Here is a 19,173-nt window from a genome sequence, read left to right on the forward strand (position 1 = left end):
AAAGGGTTAAAACCTCAAAGAGGTCAAGACAAAGACTCTAATTTCAATATTGTTCAGTCTTATGGCTGTAGAAAGGCGATTATCGCCACAGCTGATTTCTGACTGGAAACAGAGTCATCGTCTATCCTGACTCCAAATCATCGATAGCAGAGATTGACCGAATTGAAGGCTATAGATGTCATCTTAACTACTAAACAAGGAGAAAAATCATGTTAAATCAAAGCTGCCTAGAAGATTTAGGTTTGATCAAAGAACTTGACCAACAAGCTGCTGAAACAATTAGTGGCGGTGCCCAGGAGGTATTTACCATTAAAAACAAAACTAGCTACAATATTACCTACGTTTTAGACGGTAGGTCATGGTTGCACAAACCTGATGAGACATGGATCTGGACTGCAACAAGTGGAGGAACCATTAGCTTTGACAAAGACGGTCGATCTGATTACAACGTAAACCAAGATTACGATTTGTCAGATGGGCGTATATATGAGTTTCAATATAACGAAGGTACTCCTGGCAATCCGTATGATATCGAACTCTATTCCGTAGGCTAATGTGCAATTCTCAAGTGAATTTACGGATTTGAATTTTTAACTTTAGATTGTCCTGTCTAAGTTCAAATCAATATCCAACAACTCGATCTAGTCGGTTCAATTGACCCGACTAGATTTTCTGTAAATAGCATTATTACTAAGTTTTATTACTTTAAACATAATAACTAGAAGCTACTCAGGGCAATGATTTTGTGAATTTGCATAGGCAAAATAACAATTCTTGCATAGGGTCAAGTACATAAATCAAACAAGACCACTCCATTAACTCTGATGAAAGGGTTAAAACCCTAACGAGGTCAAACAAAGACTCTGAGTTGAATGTCATTAACTACAGTCTTATGTCGCTCTAGAGGCGATCGCCAAAACTGATTTTGACTAAAAACAGAGTCATTGTCCAGCCTACTCCAAATTATTAATTCTATAATTCGTAAACAAATTTTCAGGAAAGAAAATGAACAACCAACTAGAACAACTTTTGACCGAATTAACTCCAGAACAAGCAGCCACCCTAGAGGGAGGACTTTTCCTTCTTGTAGATGGTTTTCAAGCTATAAACGCTGGTGCAGACACCTTCAACGGAGACGACACCTATATTACAGTCAACGGTCAAAGGCTTGCGGGAGCCTATGATGGTGTAAGTACAGGGCAGTTTATCGCAGTTAACCGAGGCTTAGGGGTCAGTGATTTCGCAAATGTCGATCTTTTTGATGAAGATGACGGCTTCCTCAGCGGTAGTGACGACTATTTGGGCGGTTTTACCGTTACAGGAGTAACAAACGGTCAGGCCGTAACGCGAGTGTCTGGAGGAGGTTCTACATATGATGTGTACTACAGAGCCTTCTGATATATCCTGACCGGTTTTCACCTGAAATGACGCTGAAAATTAAAGGTATTGTTAATTAAGAAATGATTCTTGTGGGGTAGGCATCCTGCCTGCCCTGGCAATTTCAGAGATGGGACGAAAAGCCCATCCCGCAAATATGCAACGCCAACGGCTCTATAGCAAGCAGCAGAAGGATTTTAACTAATTGAAATCGATGTCATCTTTACTACAGGAGAAAAACAATGTCCAAGATAGATAAAGCAATTTATACTTCTGACGAATAAATGTTCTCGTCGTAAATACGGGGAAAAACTAGACTACCGTCATCTACCGGAGAAATATTTGTGTGAAAGTGATATTGAAGATGGCATTCAAACTGATATTTATCAGTTGAACCCTCGTAAATTGGCTAATATATTATGAGAAGAAAGGAAAAATAGGAGCTTCAGATTATACTCTGCCGAAGGTAACAAAAGAGGGAATATAGTTCAAGTTATACATTAGTTTTTCATCAAAAATTATGAGTTTTTATATGAGCTTTTAAAATAATAATTATGCAAGAATTATTTTAGAGGCGGTCGCCACATCTGATTTCTGACTGGAAACAGAGTCATCGTCTATCCTGACTCCAAATCATCGATAGCAGAGATTAGACTTTTTGCAAAAGTCGCTATTTGCGAGCTTTTCTTTGCGTCTTTGCGACGGCAGTCGCTCTATGTCGGGAAACCCGTCCACCGCGCTGCCTCGCCTTTGCGCGAGACAAAAAAATATTTATGCAAGAGGTCTATTGACCGAATTGAAGGCTATTGATGTCATCTTAACGAAACAAGGAGAAAAATCATGTTAAATCAAAGCTGCCTAGAAGATTTTGGTTTGATCAAAGAAATTGACCAACAAGCTGCTGAAACAATTAGTGGCGGCGCCCAGGAGGTGTTTACCATTAAAAACAAAACTAGCTACAATATTACCTACGTTTTAGACGGTAGGTCATGGCTGCACAAACCTGATGAGACATGGATCTGGACTGCAACAAGTGGAGGAACCATTAGCTTTGATAAAGACAGCCGAGCTGATTACAACGTAAACCAAGATTACGATTTGTCAGATGGGCGTATATATGAGTTTCAAGATAACCCTAGTCCTGGCAATCCATATGATCTCGAACTCTATTCCGTAGGCTAATGTGCAATTCTCAAGTGAATTTACGGATTTGAATTTTTAACTTTAGATTGTCCTGTCTAAGTTCAAATCAATATCCAACAACTCGATCTAGTCGGTTCAATTGAACCGACTAGATTTTCTGTAAATAGCATTTTTATTAAGTTTTATTACTTCAAACATAATAGCTAGAAGCTACTCAGGGCAATGATTTTGTGAATTTGAATAGGCAAAATAACAATTCTTGCCTAGGGTCAAGTGCATAAATCAAACAAGACCACTCCATTAACTCTGATGAAAGGGTTAAAACCCTAACGAGGTCAAACAAAGACTCTGAATTCAATGTCATTAACTACAGTCTTATGTCGCTCTAGAGGCGATCGCCAAAACTAATTTCTGACTAGCAACAGAGTCACTGCCTATCCTAACTCCAAATCATCGATTTTGTAGTTTGTATTTCAGGAAGGAAAGAAGATGAAAAACCACCAACTAGAACAACTGTTGACCGAATTAACTTCCCAACAAGCAGCCACCGTAGAGGGAGGAGCTAGATTTACATTATTATCCGTTGATGCTGTAAACCCTGGCCCCGAAAACGATCCCCGCGTTCAGTTCGCCGGGATAACTCTTTTCTCAAGGGAGAACATGACAGCGGGACAGACTGCCGTAGTTAACAGAAGTAGGGTATTTTCGAGTAAATCACTTCTTCGACTTTTGGATATGGATGATCCTGCTGGACTGGCAGGCGATGATCTTCTAGGTGAGAGACAAATTTCAACATTACCAACGCCAGGATCTTCTGTAGCTTGGGCTAACGTAAATGGTTACACAATAAGATATAGAGTCACAGCAACATAGACGAGCTAGAACTGGCGTAATCACCGCCCAAACTCCAAGTCATGGGCGGTGAATGTGAATCTAATTACTCATTAAGGTATGTATTTTTACCAAACTGCTGTGACTAATGCTGCTAATCTTGCATTCTTTATGGTCAATTTATCCCATCATCTTCTGGCTGATTTCCGTAAACATAATCCTGGTTCTGGCATTATTGATCTGAAAGCTTATTACCGTGGTTTTCGATATGTTCATGAAATGTTAAAAATACTGCCTCAAAAGCCTGAGCCTATTTTATTAGCCCAAATTTTTGCCAAGCTCACTTCTTTCTTTGGGACGTATTCATCCCCTTTTCACAGGTGTTGAACCCTCGTAAATTGGCTAATGTATTATGATAAGAAAGGAAAAATAGGAGCTTCAGATTATACTCTGCCGAAGGTGACAAAAGAGGGAATATAGTTCAAGTTATACATTAGTTTTTCATCAAAAATTATGAGTTTTTATATGAACTTTTAAAATAATAATTATGCAAGAATTATTTTAGAGGCGATCGCAAAAAATAATTTCTGACTGGCAACAAATTCACTGCCTATCCTAACTCCAAATCATCGATTTTGTAGTTTCTATTTCAGTAAAAAAAGAAGATGAACAACCAACTAGAACAACTGTTGACCGAATTAACCCCACAACAAGCAGCCACCCTAGAGGGAGGATTTTTCCTTCTGGTGGATGGTTTTCTAGCCATAAACGCTGGTGCAGACAACGACAGCGGAGACGACCCCTATATTACACTCAACGGTCAAAGCCTTGCGGGAGCCGGTGATGTAGGTACAGGGCAGTATGTCGCAGTTAACCTAGGTTTAGAGGTCGGTAATTTCGCAAAGGTCGATCTTTTTGATGACGACGACTTCTTCAACGGTGGTGACGACTATTTAGGTGGTTTTACCGTTCCAGGAGCAATATACGGTCAGGGCGTAACGCGAGTGTCTGGAGGAGGTTCTACATATGATGTGTACTACAGAACCCTCTAATATATACTGCCCGGTTTTCACCTGAAATAACGCTGAAAATTAAAGTTTTATAAGTCGGGGTGAAAAGCCTCGACCTTCTTTCTTGGCTACTAAAAAGCTGGAATATGAAATACGAAAGTGTCCTACAACATAGTGAAGAAGACTGCGGTGCAGCGTGTCTAGCCACCATTGCGAAACACTACGGACGCACATTTACCCTCAACCGCGTTCGGGAAGCCGTAGGTACAGGGTCAAGAGGGACATCCCTTTTGGGTTTAAGTCGGGGTGCAGAAACTCTCGGATTCAATACCCGTCAAGTCAAAGCCAGCCCACAATTACTCGATTCTTTGCACTTAGCTCCTTTACCAGCGATTATCCATTGGAAAGGGAACCATTGGGTAGTTTTATACGGACAAAACCGGAATAAATACGTAATTGCCGACCCTGGTGTAGGTATCCGTCATCTGACTCGTCAGGAATTAATGGCGGGTTGGGGTAATGGTGTCATGCTGCTGCTGACTCCTGATGATGGTCGCTTTTATGAACAAGAGTCAGATAAAATTGGTGGTCTTGGACGTTATATCCAACGGGTTTGGCCTTATCGTTCTATTCTCGCCCAAGCGATCGCCATTAACATTGGCATTGGACTGCTTTCTTTGGCAACTCCATTTATGATGCAACTACTAACCGATGATGTGTTAGTACGAGGAGATACTCAACTACTCACCACTGTGGCAATTGGCGTTATCGCCATGAACCTAATCAGAAGTGCCATTGGCTTAGTCCAATCTCACCTCATCGGTCACTTTGGTCAAAGATTGCAATTAGGGTTAATTTTAGAATACGGGCGAAAACTCTTACATTTACCCCTGTCATACTTTGAAGGCAGAAGAAGTGGGGAAGTAGTCAGCCGTATTGCTGATGTGAACGCCATCAATACTCTAGTTTCGCAAATCGTTTTGGGCTTACCTAGCCAATTCTTTATTGCTGTAGCATCGTTGAGCTTTATGCTCATTTACAGCGTACAATTAACACTCGCTTCCATTGCCGCTTTTATGATCGTCACGGCTGTTAACTTGTTATTCCTCCCAGCAATGCGTCGCAAAACCCGCAACATGATTGTCTTGGGGACGGAAAATCAAGGCTTTTTAGTAGAAACCTTTCGCGGTGTTCAAGTCTTAAAAACTACCCAAGCAACTCCCCAAGCTTGGCAAGAGTATCAAGGCAATTATGGTCGTCTGGCTAATCTCGGCTGGAGCATGATGAAGCTGGGGCTGTACAGCAGTACAGTAACCGGCATCTTTTCTATGTTCATTAATATTGGCATCCTCTGGTTAGGCAGTTATTTAGTCATTAATCAAACATTAAGTATTGGGCAATTAATGGCGTATAACGGCATGAGTGGTAATTTTTTGGGCTTTTTGGGTGCTGCTATTGGGTTAATTGATGAATTTATCACTGCTCAAATTGTGATTCAACGCCTCACAGAAGTGATTGATGCTACCCCAGAAGATGAGAATGACTTTAAAAAACCTTGGGCAGAAATTCCGGGTAATGCAGATATTACCTGTACTCAACTCAACTTTTATCACGCAGGTAGAGTTGACTTGTTGCAAGATTTTTCTTTAACTATTTCTGGTGGTCAAGTAATTGCGCTGATTGGTAAATCTGGATGTGGGAAAAGTACCCTGGCTAAGTTAATTACTGGTTTATATCAGGTGCAGTCAGGTAATATTCGCTATGGAGATTATAACCAACAAGACCTGTCTTTAGAGTGTTTGCGGCAACAGGTTATACTTGTACCTCAAGAACCCCATTTTTGGAGCCGTTCGATTATTGACAATTTCCGTTTTAGTTATCCTGATATTAGTTTTGAAGATATTGTTAAGGCTTGTAAAATTGCTGGCGCAGATGAATTTATCAGTAAATTACCAGATAAATATCAAACTGTTTTAGGTGAATTTGGTGCAAATCTTTCTGGTGGGCAAAGGCAGAGATTAGCGATAGCCAGAGCCATCGTTACTGACCCACCTATTTTAATTTTAGATGAATCAACAGGCGCGCTTGACCCAGTGAGTGAAGCACAAGTTTTAGATAAATTACTGTACTACCGTCGAGGTAAAACAACGATTTTAATCAGTCACCGTCCAAAGGTTATTCAACGTGCAGATTGGATTGTCTTGCTAGACCAAGGACAGTTAAAAATTCAAGGTAGACCAGAAGATTTACGGCAAATGCCAGGTGAACATTTAGACTTTTTAGATGACTTTGTTTCACTCCCGAAAGAAAGAACGATCGCACCTTCTCTTGCTTCTACAAATGGTAAGCATTAATAATTGAGTCATCATCATTATGGTTAGCAAGATAGATTTCCTCCCTCCATTACAAACAAACGAATTTATTCCACCTATTACTCGCTGGACAACATGGGGCGGAATATTTATTCTGGGCGTTCTTAGTTTAGCGATCCCTGTGGCGGCTGTGGCTAAATATAAAGTAACAGTTAAGGGACAGGCGGTTGTGCGTCCGACTGGTGAATTACGGATTGTACAAGCAGCAACCGAAGGTCAGGTAATGCAGATTTATGTCAAAGAAAATCAAGAAGTCAAAAAAGGCGATACTGTTGCTACTATTGATGACTCCCGCCTGCAAACTAAAAAAAGCCAACTGCAAACTAATATCCAGCAAGCTAAATTGCAATTAGTGCAAATCAACGCTCAAATTCATGCACTTAATAGTCAAATTAACGCCGAAAATGACCGCATCAACCGCACGATCGCATCTGCTCAAGCCGGATTGAGTGGACGAGAGCGGGAATATCAAGACAAAAAAATTACAACTGTTTCTGAACTCCAAGAAGCTGATGCCAATATTAAAATGGCGAACAAAGAATTACAGGCGGGGATAGCACAGTTAAAATCAACACAAGCGAATCTCCGAGCTAGTCAAGCGGCTTGGGGTGCAGCAAAGTCCAAACAAAAACGCTATCAGAGTGTAGCCACACAAGGTGCGCTATCTCAAGATCAACTAGAAGAGGCTGTAGCTATTGCTCAACAACAAGAACAAGCAGTAGCCGTGCAAACAGCCGCAGTTGAGGTTCAAAAACAAACTATTGAGCGACTGCAACAAGCAGTGGCCGCTGCTGTAGCCAAAAGACAAAGAGCGATCGCCGCTCTCAACCCTAGTAATGCTGAAGTAGCAATAGCGACTGAGCGTATTGCTCAAGAAAAGGCCTCTGGAGAAAGTAGCAAAGCAACTTTAGAAAAAGAACGGCAAGCTCTAGTTAAGCAACGAATTGAAACAGAAAAACAACTAGAACGTGATACTAGCGACCTGGGGCAAATAGAACTCGACTTAAAACAAACTACTATTACTGCTACAACCGATGGCATAGTCTCTCAACTCAATTTACGCAACCCAGGTCAAACCGTACGTCCTGGAGAAGAAGTACTACAAATTGTGCCTCACTATGCACCTCAAGTTATTAAAGCTGCGATCGCATCAGAAGATAAGAATAAATTAAAAATTGGTCAAAAAGTGCAAATGCGTGTGAGTGCTTGCCCTTATCCAGATTACGGTACTCTCAAGGGTCAAGTACAGGCAATTTCTCCCGATGCAATTACTCCGCAAAAAAATAGTAACAATACATCTGCGGCTAACACGAGTGCTAGATCGCAAGTAGCAACAACTGGTAGTTACTACGAAGTTACGATTGAGCCAGAAACACTCGTCTTAGGTAAAGGCAAAAATCAGTGTCACATTCAACTGGGAATGGAGGGGAGAGCAGATATTATTTCCCGTGAAGAGACTGTACTACAATTTTTTCTGAGGAAAGCTCGTCTAATTGCCGATTTGTAAGCCAACTAATATTTTGGTACTGACCAAATATAAAGTATGGATAGTATTTTTATTATTCTTTTAATTGTTTTAGTACTGACTGTAATTCCCCATTCTTCTTTAACTTTTTGCACTACCTACTTTAACTGTCTCGGCTGTTGTTTAGCCCACTCTCTATTTGACCTACCTTGGGAGACAAGGATTTTTTCGCCCACGTTAGCGTAGCGTCTCGTAGAGAGGGGCGAGGTTTTAAACATCGCTTCAGGGCTAATTTTTTTTCACTACACCCCACACCCGCCCCGTTCGCCTTGGTCTCCGCAGGAGAAGGGGCTTTATAAACAGTCAATTTCCTGATTACTGAAGAAATCGGGTTAGCTGCTCTAACTTTGCCCAAGCAGCACCACTTTGTAAAACTTCTCTAGCAAGAACAACACATTTTGTTAAAGCACCAAGATAATCATCAGTTTCAGGAATTACTTCCCCAACAAAGAGTGCTAAAGCTGTATTTAAAGTCACTACATCAAGTTGTGATTGAGTACCTTTTCCTTGCAGAACTGCTTTCAAAATTTCAGCATTTTCTTGGACATTCCCTCCCCGCAGTGTGCTAGTAGGAACTGGGTTAAAACCTAACTCTTCTGGATTCAATTCCAGTAAATGTAATTTGTGGTTTGACAGCACAACTAAATCGGTAACGTCTGCCAATCCCGCCTCATCTAGTTTTTCTCGTCCATGTAAAGCGATCGCGTTCAAGGGGCGACAAGCAAGCACTTTAGCTCGCTTGTCGCCCCTTGAAGTGAAAAAGCTGACTGGGAATGAACTTATTGAATTTCTAGGGCAACAGCAACCGGATTCTCAACCAAAACGTAAAACTTCAATTCGTTTAAAATCCCGACCTATACCCAGCCGAGAAAAAGCAGGCGTTACAAAGTATGGCATCATCAACTAAACAGTAATTCTGTATTCCGGGCAAGCACTTTTTCATGTGCCTGCCCTTTTTACACAAAAACATTTGTTACTGAAACTGACCTAACATCCCCACATCTGTTAACCAAAGCCTCACACAAATCAGCCGACTTCACCCCAACAACCCCCGGCTGAATCTCACTAGCCAATCCATCCAGGAGCGATTGAAAATCGGGGTGATGCTCGTCAATTTCTAGCTCTACCAAGTTTGGGTTTTGGGATGTGATGGTTGCCCACGGTGGCAGAGTTGGTGATACATTGGTCAGATAAAGTTTCACATTTTTGTCTCCTGGTTAATCTTGGCCTCAACAAACGGCTCGATACCGTTCATCGCTTCCCCAGATAATGCAATACGTCGCCTAAGTGAATTTTCATCTCTGGGTCAACATCATGAAGATTGGATAGTGCCAACCATCGACTATCTTGAGCTATCGCTTGAAGTTGAATGTAGCAGCTATTGAATGTCTTGAGTATTTCACTCGGTTCCATTGTTCATGCTCCTTGCTCTACTTCCAGGAAAAATCCACAATCTGTATTTGGACTTGCACTCGCAGTTCGCAATTCGCAACTCGCAATTGGGAATGTCATTGAGTTGATGAGTTTGGAGTACGAGCTTCTCAATTTCAACTTGTATTTGGCGTTGTTGCGTGAATAGGCAAAATGGTAAATTTTACCTATAGCCTTTTCTCTCTGCCTAGCCTTGCATATGAAGACAAAAGCCCAGTACAAAGTGAAGAATTGGAACGCCTATGATGCGGCACTCAAGCAACGAGGCAGTATAACTTTCTGGGTGAACGAAGAGATCATCGAGCAGTGGCGCAATCAGCAAAAAACCGGGAAAAAGGGAGCATCGAATTATTACAGTGATGTGGCGATAGCCACAATGGGAACGATTCAGTCAGTGTTTCATCTAGCTGGGCGGCAAGCAGAAGGTTTTTTAGAATCGCTGTTTACGCTGATGGGGATTGAGCTAGCAGTGCCAGATCACTCTACCTTATCAAGACGTTTAAGCAAGTTGTCGGTAGAACTGCCAGTAATTCCGAAGAACAAGGCAGTCCATGTAGTCGTAGATTCAACTGGGGTGAAAGTTTATGGTGAAGGCGAATGGAAAGTGCGTACACATGGGGTTGGTAAAAGGCGGACATGGCGTAAGTTGCATCTTGGCTGTGATGAGGGAAGTGGCGAAATTTTGGCTGCTGTAGTTACTACTAATGATTTAGCGGATTGTGAGGTGCTGCCCGACTTATTGGAGCAGATTGATTACCCGATAGAGCAAGTATCTGGTGATGGTGGCTATGACACATTTGACTGTTACGATGCGACGCAGGAGCGAGGTGCCACAGCAACTATTCCTCCGCGCAGTAACGCCAAAATCCAACAACACCCACAAGAGATAGCACAGCCACATCCTAGAGATGAAAACCTGCGTCGAGTGAATCAAGTCGGGCGTAAGCAATGGAAACTTGAGAGTGGATACCATCGACGTTCATTATCCGAAACAGCAATATTTCGACTTAAAACCATTTTTGGCGGTAAGTTAAGACGACGCTTTTTTGATAATCAAGCTGTCGAGTTGTTCTTGCAATGTGCTGCCCTTAATCGCATGATCCAGTTGGGCAAGCCGGACAGTTACAAAGTCGAAGCCTAATTACTGCTCCAACCCAGGGAAAGTATATCTTTTTTTCCTTTCATGCAACAAAGCCCAATAACTCTATTACATCAGCCCTCTCTCTTTATCCTCTTATTTTACGAAGGTATTGTAATAATATTCCTCATCCGCCACTCCCAGATATTTCTTACTTGACTTTGCTTAAGCTCTGCTTGTCCTCAGAAATAAAAGTATCGTTTGATAGTTGAACTTGTTCCATCGATTTTCCTAACAAGAGTTGCATTGCCTTCTTTTGTAAATACTCAATCTTGGTTAATGAGATGTTTAAATCGGGGTAGAGCAAGTTAAAAAACATTTTGTCTCCTAAGGTTGTAACTCCGATAAAACGACCATTTTCAACATGAATGGCTCCAGATGGGCCATATATAGCTGCAAGTTGGAGATGTCCATACTGTGTAGGAATAGACAATTTTCCGAGATTACTAACAAGAACGTCATATCTATACAGTTCTTGGAAGACCTCTTTGATTGTATCAACACTGGGATTTGTGGCAATAAACGCTTCAGCTTCGGGAAGATGGGCAAAAATCTGGTCGGGTGACATCTTCTGATTGAGCTGCGCCTTAATGATATGGGCTAAGTCCCAAAGCGATAAATTCGGGGTAATGGTATGAGCCGAAATATTTGAGGTGAAGTAGTAGCCAAAGTCCTCTTGAATGGGAGGTGTGAGGAATTGACGAATATTAATCGCTGTTAAACAATTCAGGGTGACAGGTTGTTGTTGCTCCAGGCTCTGAGCTTCTGTGTCATTTTGTGAGTGATGGGATTGCGCGATCGCTAACAAGAAAGCTGCACAAATAGCCGCATGAACGCTAGTTTGTGCTTGTCGACAACGGCGAATCACGGTAGCAGTCTCTTCGGGTGAAAGCGACCAGGTTAAGAGACGAAAGTGAAGACTTTTTGCTGGCGGTATAGTCTGGCTAGGATTTACCAACTCTAATTGTGAGTTTTTGGTTGGAGGTTGAATTTTGTGAGCAATCGGCGTTAGATATTCATAGGCAGGACGTTCGGGTAAAATCTGTTGCTGACTACCTGGTATCCCAATCACTTGCAGTATATCCCGCAGCAAGTAAACTACTGACATACCATCAGCGATCGTATGGTGACAGGTTATTATCAGTTCTGAGCAATCGGCTGCGTGAACCAGTACCATCCGAATTAGTGGGGCTTGATTCCAGTTAAATGGATGGGCAAGCTCTTGTTCCACTTCCTGTTGCCACTGCTGTTCACTTTGTCGTTGCACCACTCGTAAGGGAATAGTAGCTGAATCTTCAGTAAACCAAGGGTTTCCCAAGGAATCAAGAACGATTCGTACCCCCAGTAAGGGATGTCGTTGTTGCACCCAAACTAGTGCCTGCTGTAATGAGTCAACCTGAATTTCCCCGATTACCTTTGCAGCTACTGTGAAATGTAGCGGTATCGCCTGGTCATGTAACCAGAATATACGTTCTTCAATACCAAGTTGTCGAAGCATAAAAAACCTCTTGGAAGAATTTATCTGAGTTATAAATCGATCGCAATTTTGCTAACATCTCTCCCCGCTTCCACAATCCCACCTAGATCAGTTCCTAGCACAGCAGCGAGGACTGATTTGGCATGGGGTGTTTTACCTGTGTGGATCAAAGCGAGTGGGTTTACGGTTGGGGAATTTCAGCACTACGAAATGTCGCAGTTTGAAAATCATTTACAATCAGTACGTGCATAGTTGATATTGGCTCCATATTCCACTCCTTATCTGTAATCGGTAGACTCAGCCAGAGTTCGCCATTTTTGCGTCTCTTGCTCAACGTAGGCGTTCTTCTGAGCTATTGCTTGAAGCGTGTCTGTACCTAGAGGTAAGCGAAGGGGCGGTTCTGGGGTGTTGACAATCTCAAGAATGGCTTGGGCGAGTTTGATCGGATCTCCTGGTTGCAGATGGTTACGTTCAACTGCCACGTCGCGCGTTTTACCCACAGTTTCAGCATAATCAGGAATTTGTATTCTAGTCTGACGCAGTGAACTGGCATCAAGAAAATTGGTACGGAAAAATCCTGGCTCAACCACCGTAGCGTGAATGCCTAACGGTGCTAGCTCGTAATGTAGGGCTTCGGTAATCCCTTCGATGGCAAACTTGGTCGAGCCATAAACACCCCATCCTGGGTAGGAGCGATAGCCACCGATAGACGATAAATTAATGATGTGTCCAGAGCGATTTTGACGCATACTAGGCAGGACAGCACGGGTGACATTTAGTAGCCCGAAGACATTGGTGCGATAAACACTCTCAACCTCTTCGGCACTGCAATCTTCGACTGCTCCGAGCAAACCGAATCCAGCATTGTTAACCAATACATCGATTTGTCCAAATTTTTCTAGACTTGTGGCGATCGCTGCTTTTACCTGAGTCTCATCAGTGACATCCATACTCAGTACTAATACGTTTTTATTGGTTGCAAACTGTTGCAAATCAGCTTGATTGCGGGCGGTGGCAATTAATCTGTCACCTGCTGCCAGAACTGCTTTCGCAATCTCGGCACCAAAGCCCCGTGAAGCACCAGTAATCAGCCATGTTCTCTGAGTCATGATTTATCCCCTGAAAATTATTTGGGTTAGTAGCAAAGCTTCGATATGCAATATCTCGTATTTAGCAAATTTGAATCTTGCAATTGATTTACTATTGGTATTTGCATGAATTCAATATAGGAAATTGACTCGAATTTGTCGTCCACTCAGGGTTGACAGTTTTACACAACAGTATGATTGATGAATTAGTCAATCTCAACATGGTAGGGTGATTCCAACTTAAGTTGGAATCTAAATTCAACTGAAAAAACAACTTAGTTACACAACAGGTGGTTTAAGCCTGCTGCAAATATTTCTCGAACCATCTCAAGGCAGTTATACTTGCAATCTCAAAGCCCTCTCCCTGGAAAGCATCAAAGTGTCCGCCTTTCAAGATTGTGAGGGACTTCGGCTCCATCGCCCGCGCATAGACAGCAGCAGCTAAGTCAGCAGGTGCAAGAAAGTCCTTCTCGCCGATAATCAAGCATAGCGGGGTGGGAAAAATTGCCTCAATGTGAGGAATCGGTTCGTAATATAGACAGTGTTCAATCGATTCCAAAGTGAGCCGATTTTCCCATGTTCCTTCACTGGGATTCTTAGCTGATTCAACCCAAGTGAAAGCGTCTGGTGTCGGTAACAAGCTGGGTTGGCCAGGTGGAGCAACTAACGGGAAGTAGTTCACTTCTTTGGTTTGATACCGTTTTATCCGGTCTTGTGCAAGTAGTTTTATGAGTTCTTCGAGTTCAAGTGGAGAACTCAGGCGGCGAGAGTTGAGAAATCCACTCACTGTAGGCATCTGTGCCACAACTGCTTTGACGCGCCGATCAAATGCGGCCAGATGCAGCGCGTGACCGCCGCTATAGGAGAAACCCCAAACACCTATGCGCTCAGGATCAACTTCTTTTTGTAGTTGAGTCCAAGTGATAGCATTGCGGTAGTCTTCATACTGCTCGGTAGGGAGGATTTGCCCACGAGGTTCTCCCTGACTAGCACCAAGGTAGCGATAATCGAATAACGTAACGACGAACCCAGCTTGAGCGAAGAACTCAGCGAACTGAGGTAGTCCCATCTCTTTGGTCAAGCCAATTCCATGAGCCATGACGATTGCGGGAAAGCGATGCCTTTGGCGAGCGCAGCTAACGCCAGATGCTATTTTATCCGGAGTATAAAAGGTGACAGAACACTTTAGTCCCTTACTTTCAAAGCTGGTTGTTCTTTGCATAGCTGTTGTGGGAGTTAGTAAATTTGTTAGAGATTGCTTTTTAGGTCGTTTCAAATCTGTGCTATACCGATAAATTTCTCTACGATCTGTGCCAGGCGATCGAACGTGTAGTCAAATCCATGCACAGTTGGCATAGAACTGTTACCGTAGCCCGGATAATCAGGTGCAACCAGATGAAAGCGGTGCGTAAATTCCGTTAAGAATAAGGTGTGATAGTTGGCACAGTGCCAGTCAGCGCCCAGTTGCCGACTTCCCGAATTTTGTAGTCCACCGGATCGTGGAGTGTTGCTGTGCGGAGGTTTCGCCAGTAGCGATCAAAGTCATAACTGCGTGTAGTAGCGCTTGCGCCCATTACATCAAACATCTGCGTTGTGATTGCTAAACCAATTTTCGTGACGAATGCTTTGGCTGTGTAAACAGCGATCGCGGCTTCTCCTCTTTGTTGGGCGGTTAAATTAATACCCTGTTCGTTGGCAGCTTGCAGTACTTGGGCCGCGCGATCGCTAAGTAATGTTGCCGCTTCTAAGTCCATCCAAAATTCACCGTAGTGATGCAGAATATAAGGGTCTTGAATCGCTTGTTCTATCCCAGACGTAATCCAGGGGCGAGTTCTGGTTGTGGTGTAGTCTCTTGCAGCTGCAAACGCGCCTTGGATAATACCCAGATAGATGTTGACTTGATTGAGTTGCTTGAAGACATTCAGCAGACTGACGATCGGGCTGTCATTTGCATAAATAGAAGTCAGAATTTCATCTGGTCTCACCAGCACCTGCTCAAACGTGACGCTACCTGAGTCAGTTTGGCGTTGTCCCATGTTGTCCCAATCGCCATTAAAGTGAATACCGGGGCGATCGCTCGGAACAACTGCAATGATGGGCTGTTGAGAATCAGCGTTTAAGGCACTGACAATCATCCTGTCTGATAGGCTTGCTCCTGTGGCAAATCGCTTGATGCCATTCAACTGCCAGCCCCAGCTTGTGGAAGTTGCCACTAATCTTGGATCTAGTACATTGACTGCATTTGCCCAAAACCAGTTGTGCTTTACTGTCTCTAAGTAGAATTGTTCTACCTGTGTTGGATTGCTGGTTGAGAGGGAGCTGACAATTGAGGTGTGATTGCCAAACAGTTGACCAATCGAGCCATCAGCTTTGGAGAACTCCCGGATCAACTGAAAGATTTTAACCCAAGAGGTTTCTCCTAATCCCCCATAAATCTTAGGAATCACCAGATTGAGTAGACAACTTTGGCGCAACTGCTCAATCTCATGGATTGGGCGGCTACCACCATTTCGATCCCGCTCTGGGGCTGTTTTGGCAAATTCCTGAGCAAGTTGATGACCGATATCGAGGACATTAAGGGATTGTGCTTTTTCAAGACATTGGATCATAGTGAGTTATCCTTCAGCAATTTAGTTCTTGCTGCTTCATGTGTGAGGTAAATTCCAGCGATCGCTAATCGCTATACAAAGCTGGGGTAGCAGCTGCTTTGTTTCTAAACTTGCTGGGTGAGGCTAGGAAAATTAAATCCCACGCCCGCATTGGCGGTAGACTCTTGCCAGATATGCTCAAAGCGCTGATATTCTTCGATATCTGAGGAAAGTTTTTGAACAATCGTTGGTAGTGCATTGGGGCCGATCGCCAAGTGAAGCGGCGGGTCAGGTAATTCCACCACTTTCAACATTGCTTGAACACCCGTTGGTACATGACCATAAAGATACTCTTCCCTAAGTTTGACCACTTCCGCCCAGAAAGAATTGTACTCTGGCATTTGCTTTGCCGTAATCAAAGAGCGACCTGAAAAGTCGGTCTCAAAGCCTCCTGGTTCAACAATTGTCACCTTAATGCCAAAAGGTTTAAGTTCTTGTGCGAGGGTCTCTGAAAGTCCTTCGACTGCAAATTTAGAAGCATGATATAGCCCCATCGTAGGAAATGTTATCCGTCCGCCTATTGAAGAAATATTCAAGATATGACCAACGCCTTGTTTCTTGAATGTCGGAATGATGGCACGAGTCACATTTAGCAGCCCAAAGAAGTTGGTTTCAAATTGGTCACGGATTTGCTGGTTGCTTACTTCCTCAATTGCACCCATCAATCCATAGCCCGCGTTGTTCACCAGCACATCAATTTTGGTGAATGCTGCTAAACCACTCTGCACAGCCGTTTGAATGGTTGCTGGATCGGTAACATCTAAACGAACTGCCTTTCCCGTCTGTGGATATTGCTGCTCTAAATCTTGAATTTTGCTGACATCACGAGCCGTTGCAATGACACGATCGCCTTGAGCCAAAGCAGCTTCAGCTAAAACCCGACCAAAGCCCGTAGAACTGCCTGTAATCAGCCACACGCGAGATGATGTTTGATTCGTCATGATATATTCCTGAATAAACTAACACTGACTTGATTAGTCTTTGATTGGCTCAATTTTCTGTATTGACAATGGCTGCTATCAACTGCTCCATATTCCAGCGATCGCCATACCAAATCCCATTAATAAACAAAGCTGGGGTAGCTGTTACTCCGCTATGGATGCCACTTTCGATATCTTGATTGATGCGCTCAAGATGCAGATGCTTACACATATCTTGGAGAAATTGGGAGATATCGAGTCCTAAATCGTTGGCATACTCTACTAAATAACCATCTGCTAACTGTTGTTGGTGAATAAACAAAATGTCATGTATTTGCCAAAACTGACCTTGAACAGCAGCAGCTTCAGCCGCTTCAGCCGCACGTAGAGCTTGAGAATGAATTTTTATCTGGGGAAAATGACGGAAAATAAAGCACAAATAATCTTCTCCCAACGAAGTACTCAGTTGTCGCCCAATGACTTTCAGCAACCGATAAACCTCCGCACTCTCTTGACATTGGTAATCTCCATACATCACCAGTACCACAGAGGCACTTAACAGCCCTTGTTTACGATCCTGGGTTGAAGGTGGGAATAATAAACGGTGTTGATGGTCATTGTTCACTGGAACCTCCGAGGGGAAGTATGTTTACCGCAAGCATCACTTGCGGGGATTACGCCTACATCCCTCTCTGTGCTATGTGTATCAGCAAACTTGAATCTGGCAACTGGATTGCTATCTGTGTTTGCATGAATCTAATATATGCAATTGATTTTGGTTTGTCGTCCACTCACAGTTGATACTTTTATTTAATCGAGTGGGCGATCGCTTAATCCATCTGACAATGGAAGAGTAACTCAAACTTTAGTTGGAATTCAATAAAATGACTCAATTCCCCTTCCAAATATAAGATGTCTGCATTTGCTGCTTCACATCTTTGAAAACAGCAAATTTAACCCTTCGGTCATTGTGGGATGAGTCAACACACCATCGCGCAAAACGGTGTAAGGCATTTGAGCTTGGATCACCATCTGCACAGTTGAAATCACTTCACCTGCTTCATGACACAAGAGTGAAGCACCGAGAATATGCCCTGTCTCAGTATCCACGATCGCCTTCAACAAACCATCAGTTTTGCCTAGTGTTCTCGCTCTGGGAATGGCTGAGGCATCCAGTTTTGCTACTCGAATGGCATACCCTTGTTGCCGTGCTTCGGTTTCAGTCAACCCCAAATGCGCCAGTTCTGGATCAATGAACAGACAGGAGGGAATTGGGCGATCGCTAGTGTTGCGGTTGCCGCCATCAATCAAATTTGCTTTGATAATCCGATAATCGTCCAGCGACACATGGGTATATTGCGGGCCGCCATTGATGTCGCCTAACGCCCAAATACCTGGTACATTCGTTTCTAGGCGATCGTTAACTACAATAAATCCACGAGCATCAGTTGCCACACCAGCAGCAGCTAAATTTAAGCTATCGGTAGTTGGCACACGACCAACAGCAATGAGCAAATGTGAACCTTGAAGCTCTATTTGCTGATTAGCAACTTGGATTTGCAGTTTGATTGCATTGCCAGCACGATCAGCCTTTAACACTTTCGCATTCAGCAGAAATTCAATATCCTCTCGTTCCAGCAATGTCTGCACCGCCATTGCAATATCTGGATCTTGCTGTGAAAGAATTTGCTCACTTTGTCCAATCACCGTAACGCGAGAACCAAAGCGCCGGAACATTTGAGCAAACTCCAATCCAATATAGCCGCTACCGAGAATAAGTAAGTGTTCAGGCAACTGCTCTAGCTCCATAATCGACTCGCTAGTCAAAAACCCAGCTTCTTTAAGTCCGGGTATGGATGGAATCAAAGGTCGTGTGCCTGTGTTAATAAACAATCGTTCTGCGGTAATTAACCGAGTATTGCCTTCATCTGTCGCCACTTCAATCGTTTGAGGAGCAACAAAGCGTCCCGTACCAACGATCAGTTCGTGACCAAGAGCTATTTTTAGATTGTGCAAGTTCATTTCACGCATCGATTGCACAACTATTCGTTTGCGGCGAATCACCTCTGCAAAATCAAGGGTGGAAGCATGGACTTTAATACCATAAGCAGCCTTAAGGGGCTACAAAAAGGGCTAGAATGCAGACAGAATAAGTCTCATAGCTCTTTGACCTTGTTGGTAGAAAGGACGCTTATTAGGACTTAATGTCAATA

18 protein-coding genes and 2 pseudogenes are annotated in these 19,173 nt (G+C 43.1%); 10 read left to right on the plus strand and 10 right to left on the minus strand.

Annotation, left to right across the window (positions count from 1 at the left end; all coding sequences use genetic code 11):
- Nucleotides 1-209: 209 nt before the first annotated feature.
- The 8 genes and pseudogenes from H6G76_RS21415 to H6G76_RS21450 all read left to right on the plus strand — a co-directional run bounded on the left by H6G76_RS21415 (nucleotide 210) and on the right by H6G76_RS21450 (nucleotide 8,240).
- Nucleotides 210-554: a hypothetical protein gene (locus H6G76_RS21415; RefSeq protein WP_190705224.1), complete on the plus strand. Its 345-nt coding sequence runs from the start codon at nucleotides 210-212 to the stop codon at nucleotides 552-554.
- A 451-nt stretch (nucleotides 555-1,005) separates the two neighbouring features.
- A complete protein-coding gene (locus H6G76_RS21420) occupies nucleotides 1,006-1,398 on the plus strand; it encodes a hypothetical protein (RefSeq protein ID WP_190705227.1) in 393 nt (130 codons plus the stop codon).
- 819 nt (nucleotides 1,399-2,217) lie between these two features.
- Entirely contained in the window at nucleotides 2,218-2,559 is a 342-nt protein-coding gene (locus H6G76_RS21425) for a hypothetical protein (protein WP_190705230.1), read from the plus strand.
- 450 nt (nucleotides 2,560-3,009) lie between these two features.
- On the plus strand, nucleotides 3,010-3,393 hold the full coding sequence (locus H6G76_RS21430) for a hypothetical protein (protein WP_190705233.1): 384 nt from the start codon (nucleotides 3,010-3,012) through the stop codon (nucleotides 3,391-3,393).
- A gap of 90 nt (nucleotides 3,394-3,483) precedes the next feature.
- Nucleotides 3,484-3,748, plus strand: a pseudogene (locus tag H6G76_RS21435) (IS4 family transposase); the annotation flags it as partial.
- 268 nt (nucleotides 3,749-4,016) lie between these two features.
- Nucleotides 4,017-4,403: a hypothetical protein gene (locus tag H6G76_RS21440; RefSeq protein ID WP_190705236.1), complete on the plus strand. Its 387-nt coding sequence runs from the start codon at nucleotides 4,017-4,019 to the stop codon at nucleotides 4,401-4,403.
- 104 nt (nucleotides 4,404-4,507) lie between these two features.
- Nucleotides 4,508-6,715, plus strand: a complete 2,208-nt coding sequence (locus H6G76_RS21445; RefSeq protein ID WP_190705240.1) for a peptidase domain-containing ABC transporter — start codon at nucleotides 4,508-4,510, stop codon at nucleotides 6,713-6,715.
- A gap of 19 nt (nucleotides 6,716-6,734) precedes the next feature.
- Nucleotides 6,735-8,240, plus strand: a complete 1,506-nt coding sequence (locus tag H6G76_RS21450) for an HlyD family efflux transporter periplasmic adaptor subunit (protein ID WP_190705242.1) — start codon at nucleotides 6,735-6,737, stop codon at nucleotides 8,238-8,240.
- Nucleotides 8,241-8,573: 333 nt separating this feature from the next.
- Here H6G76_RS21450 and H6G76_RS21455 read toward each other — a convergent pair.
- Nucleotides 8,574-8,963, minus strand: a pseudogene (locus tag H6G76_RS21455) (anthranilate phosphoribosyltransferase); the annotation flags it as partial.
- Between the two features lie 49 nt (nucleotides 8,964-9,012).
- On the opposite strand from H6G76_RS21455, the gene H6G76_RS21460 reads away from it, so the two are divergent.
- A complete protein-coding gene (locus tag H6G76_RS21460) occupies nucleotides 9,013-9,165 on the plus strand; it encodes a hypothetical protein (protein WP_190705245.1) in 153 nt (50 codons plus the stop codon).
- 49 nt (nucleotides 9,166-9,214) lie between these two features.
- Here H6G76_RS21460 and H6G76_RS21465 read toward each other — a convergent pair whose 3' ends face one another.
- Together H6G76_RS21465 and H6G76_RS21470 are read right to left on the minus strand one after the other, a co-directional pair.
- On the minus strand, nucleotides 9,215-9,460 hold the full coding sequence (locus H6G76_RS21465) for a hypothetical protein (RefSeq protein ID WP_190705248.1): 246 nt from the start codon (nucleotides 9,458-9,460) through the stop codon (nucleotides 9,215-9,217).
- 49 nt (nucleotides 9,461-9,509) lie between these two features.
- A complete protein-coding gene (locus H6G76_RS21470; RefSeq protein ID WP_190705250.1) occupies nucleotides 9,510-9,671 on the minus strand; it encodes a hypothetical protein in 162 nt (53 codons plus the stop codon).
- 217 nt (nucleotides 9,672-9,888) lie between these two features.
- Here H6G76_RS21470 and H6G76_RS21475 point away from each other — a divergent pair, with 217 nt between their 5' ends.
- Nucleotides 9,889-10,830, plus strand: coding sequence for an IS5 family transposase (locus H6G76_RS21475; protein WP_190705254.1), 942 nt, complete (start codon nucleotides 9,889-9,891; stop codon nucleotides 10,828-10,830).
- Nucleotides 10,831-10,978: 148 nt separating this feature from the next.
- On the opposite strand, the gene H6G76_RS21480 is transcribed toward H6G76_RS21475, so the two are convergent.
- The 7 genes from H6G76_RS21480 to H6G76_RS21510 form a co-directional block, all read right to left on the minus strand.
- Entirely contained in the window at nucleotides 10,979-12,325 is a 1,347-nt protein-coding gene (locus H6G76_RS21480; RefSeq protein ID WP_190705257.1) for a condensation domain-containing protein, read from the minus strand.
- A gap of 257 nt (nucleotides 12,326-12,582) precedes the next feature.
- Nucleotides 12,583-13,413, minus strand: coding sequence for an oxidoreductase (locus tag H6G76_RS21485; RefSeq protein ID WP_190705260.1), 831 nt, complete (start codon nucleotides 13,411-13,413; stop codon nucleotides 12,583-12,585).
- A gap of 274 nt (nucleotides 13,414-13,687) precedes the next feature.
- Nucleotides 13,688-14,614 carry an alpha/beta hydrolase gene (locus tag H6G76_RS21490; RefSeq protein ID WP_190705263.1) on the minus strand — a complete coding sequence of 309 codons (927 nt, stop codon included), beginning with the start codon at nucleotides 14,612-14,614 and terminating at the stop codon, nucleotides 13,688-13,690.
- Nucleotides 14,615-14,810: 196 nt separating this feature from the next.
- Complete coding sequence (locus tag H6G76_RS21495) at nucleotides 14,811-16,001, minus strand: acyl-CoA dehydrogenase family protein (RefSeq protein WP_199337471.1); 1,191 nt, start codon at nucleotides 15,999-16,001, stop codon at nucleotides 14,811-14,813.
- Between the two features lie 104 nt (nucleotides 16,002-16,105).
- Complete coding sequence (locus H6G76_RS21500; RefSeq protein WP_190705266.1) at nucleotides 16,106-16,981, minus strand: oxidoreductase; 876 nt, start codon at nucleotides 16,979-16,981, stop codon at nucleotides 16,106-16,108.
- Between the two features lie 49 nt (nucleotides 16,982-17,030).
- Complete coding sequence (locus H6G76_RS21505) at nucleotides 17,031-17,585, minus strand: thioredoxin domain-containing protein (protein ID WP_190705268.1); 555 nt, start codon at nucleotides 17,583-17,585, stop codon at nucleotides 17,031-17,033.
- A gap of 305 nt (nucleotides 17,586-17,890) precedes the next feature.
- The gene (locus H6G76_RS21510; RefSeq protein ID WP_242056482.1) at nucleotides 17,891-18,991 is read right to left on the minus strand and encodes an FAD-dependent oxidoreductase; all 1,101 of its coding nucleotides are present in this window, start codon (nucleotides 18,989-18,991) and stop codon (nucleotides 17,891-17,893) included.
- Nucleotides 18,992-19,173 lie beyond the last annotated feature (182 nt).

The sequence above is a fragment of the Nostoc sp. FACHB-152 genome, assembly GCF_014697475.1.
In the GTDB taxonomy this organism is placed as follows: domain Bacteria; phylum Cyanobacteriota; class Cyanobacteriia; order Cyanobacteriales; family Nostocaceae; genus Nostoc_B.

Excerpts from the sequence above, each read along its gene's own strand:
- H6G76_RS21415 (WP_190705224.1), top strand. The coding sequence starts at position 210 with ATGTTAAATCAAAGCTGCCTAGAAGATTTAGGTTTGATCAAAGAACTT.
- H6G76_RS21420 (WP_190705227.1), top strand. The coding sequence starts at position 1,006 with ATGAACAACCAACTAGAACAACTTTTGACCGAATTAACTCCAGAACAA.
- H6G76_RS21425 (WP_190705230.1), top strand. The coding sequence starts at position 2,218 with ATGTTAAATCAAAGCTGCCTAGAAGATTTTGGTTTGATCAAAGAAATT.
- H6G76_RS21430 (WP_190705233.1), top strand. The coding sequence starts at position 3,010 with ATGAAAAACCACCAACTAGAACAACTGTTGACCGAATTAACTTCCCAA.
- H6G76_RS21440 (WP_190705236.1), top strand. The coding sequence starts at position 4,017 with ATGAACAACCAACTAGAACAACTGTTGACCGAATTAACCCCACAACAA.
- H6G76_RS21445 (WP_190705240.1), top strand. The coding sequence starts at position 4,508 with ATGAAATACGAAAGTGTCCTACAACATAGTGAAGAAGACTGCGGTGCA.
- H6G76_RS21450 (WP_190705242.1), top strand. The coding sequence starts at position 6,735 with ATGGTTAGCAAGATAGATTTCCTCCCTCCATTACAAACAAACGAATTT.
- H6G76_RS21470 (WP_190705250.1), bottom strand. The coding sequence starts at position 9,671 with ATGGAACCGAGTGAAATACTCAAGACATTCAATAGCTGCTACATTCAA.
- H6G76_RS21475 (WP_190705254.1), top strand. The coding sequence starts at position 9,889 with ATGAAGACAAAAGCCCAGTACAAAGTGAAGAATTGGAACGCCTATGAT.
- H6G76_RS21480 (WP_190705257.1), bottom strand. The coding sequence starts at position 12,325 with ATGCTTCGACAACTTGGTATTGAAGAACGTATATTCTGGTTACATGAC.
- H6G76_RS21485 (WP_190705260.1), bottom strand. The coding sequence starts at position 13,413 with ATGACTCAGAGAACATGGCTGATTACTGGTGCTTCACGGGGCTTTGGT.
- H6G76_RS21490 (WP_190705263.1), bottom strand. The coding sequence starts at position 14,614 with ATGCAAAGAACAACCAGCTTTGAAAGTAAGGGACTAAAGTGTTCTGTC.
- H6G76_RS21495 (WP_199337471.1), bottom strand. The coding sequence starts at position 16,001 with ATGATCCAATGTCTTGAAAAAGCACAATCCCTTAATGTCCTCGATATC.
- H6G76_RS21500 (WP_190705266.1), bottom strand. The coding sequence starts at position 16,981 with ATGACGAATCAAACATCATCTCGCGTGTGGCTGATTACAGGCAGTTCT.
- H6G76_RS21510 (WP_242056482.1), bottom strand. The coding sequence starts at position 18,991 with ATGCGTGAAATGAACTTGCACAATCTAAAAATAGCTCTTGGTCACGAA.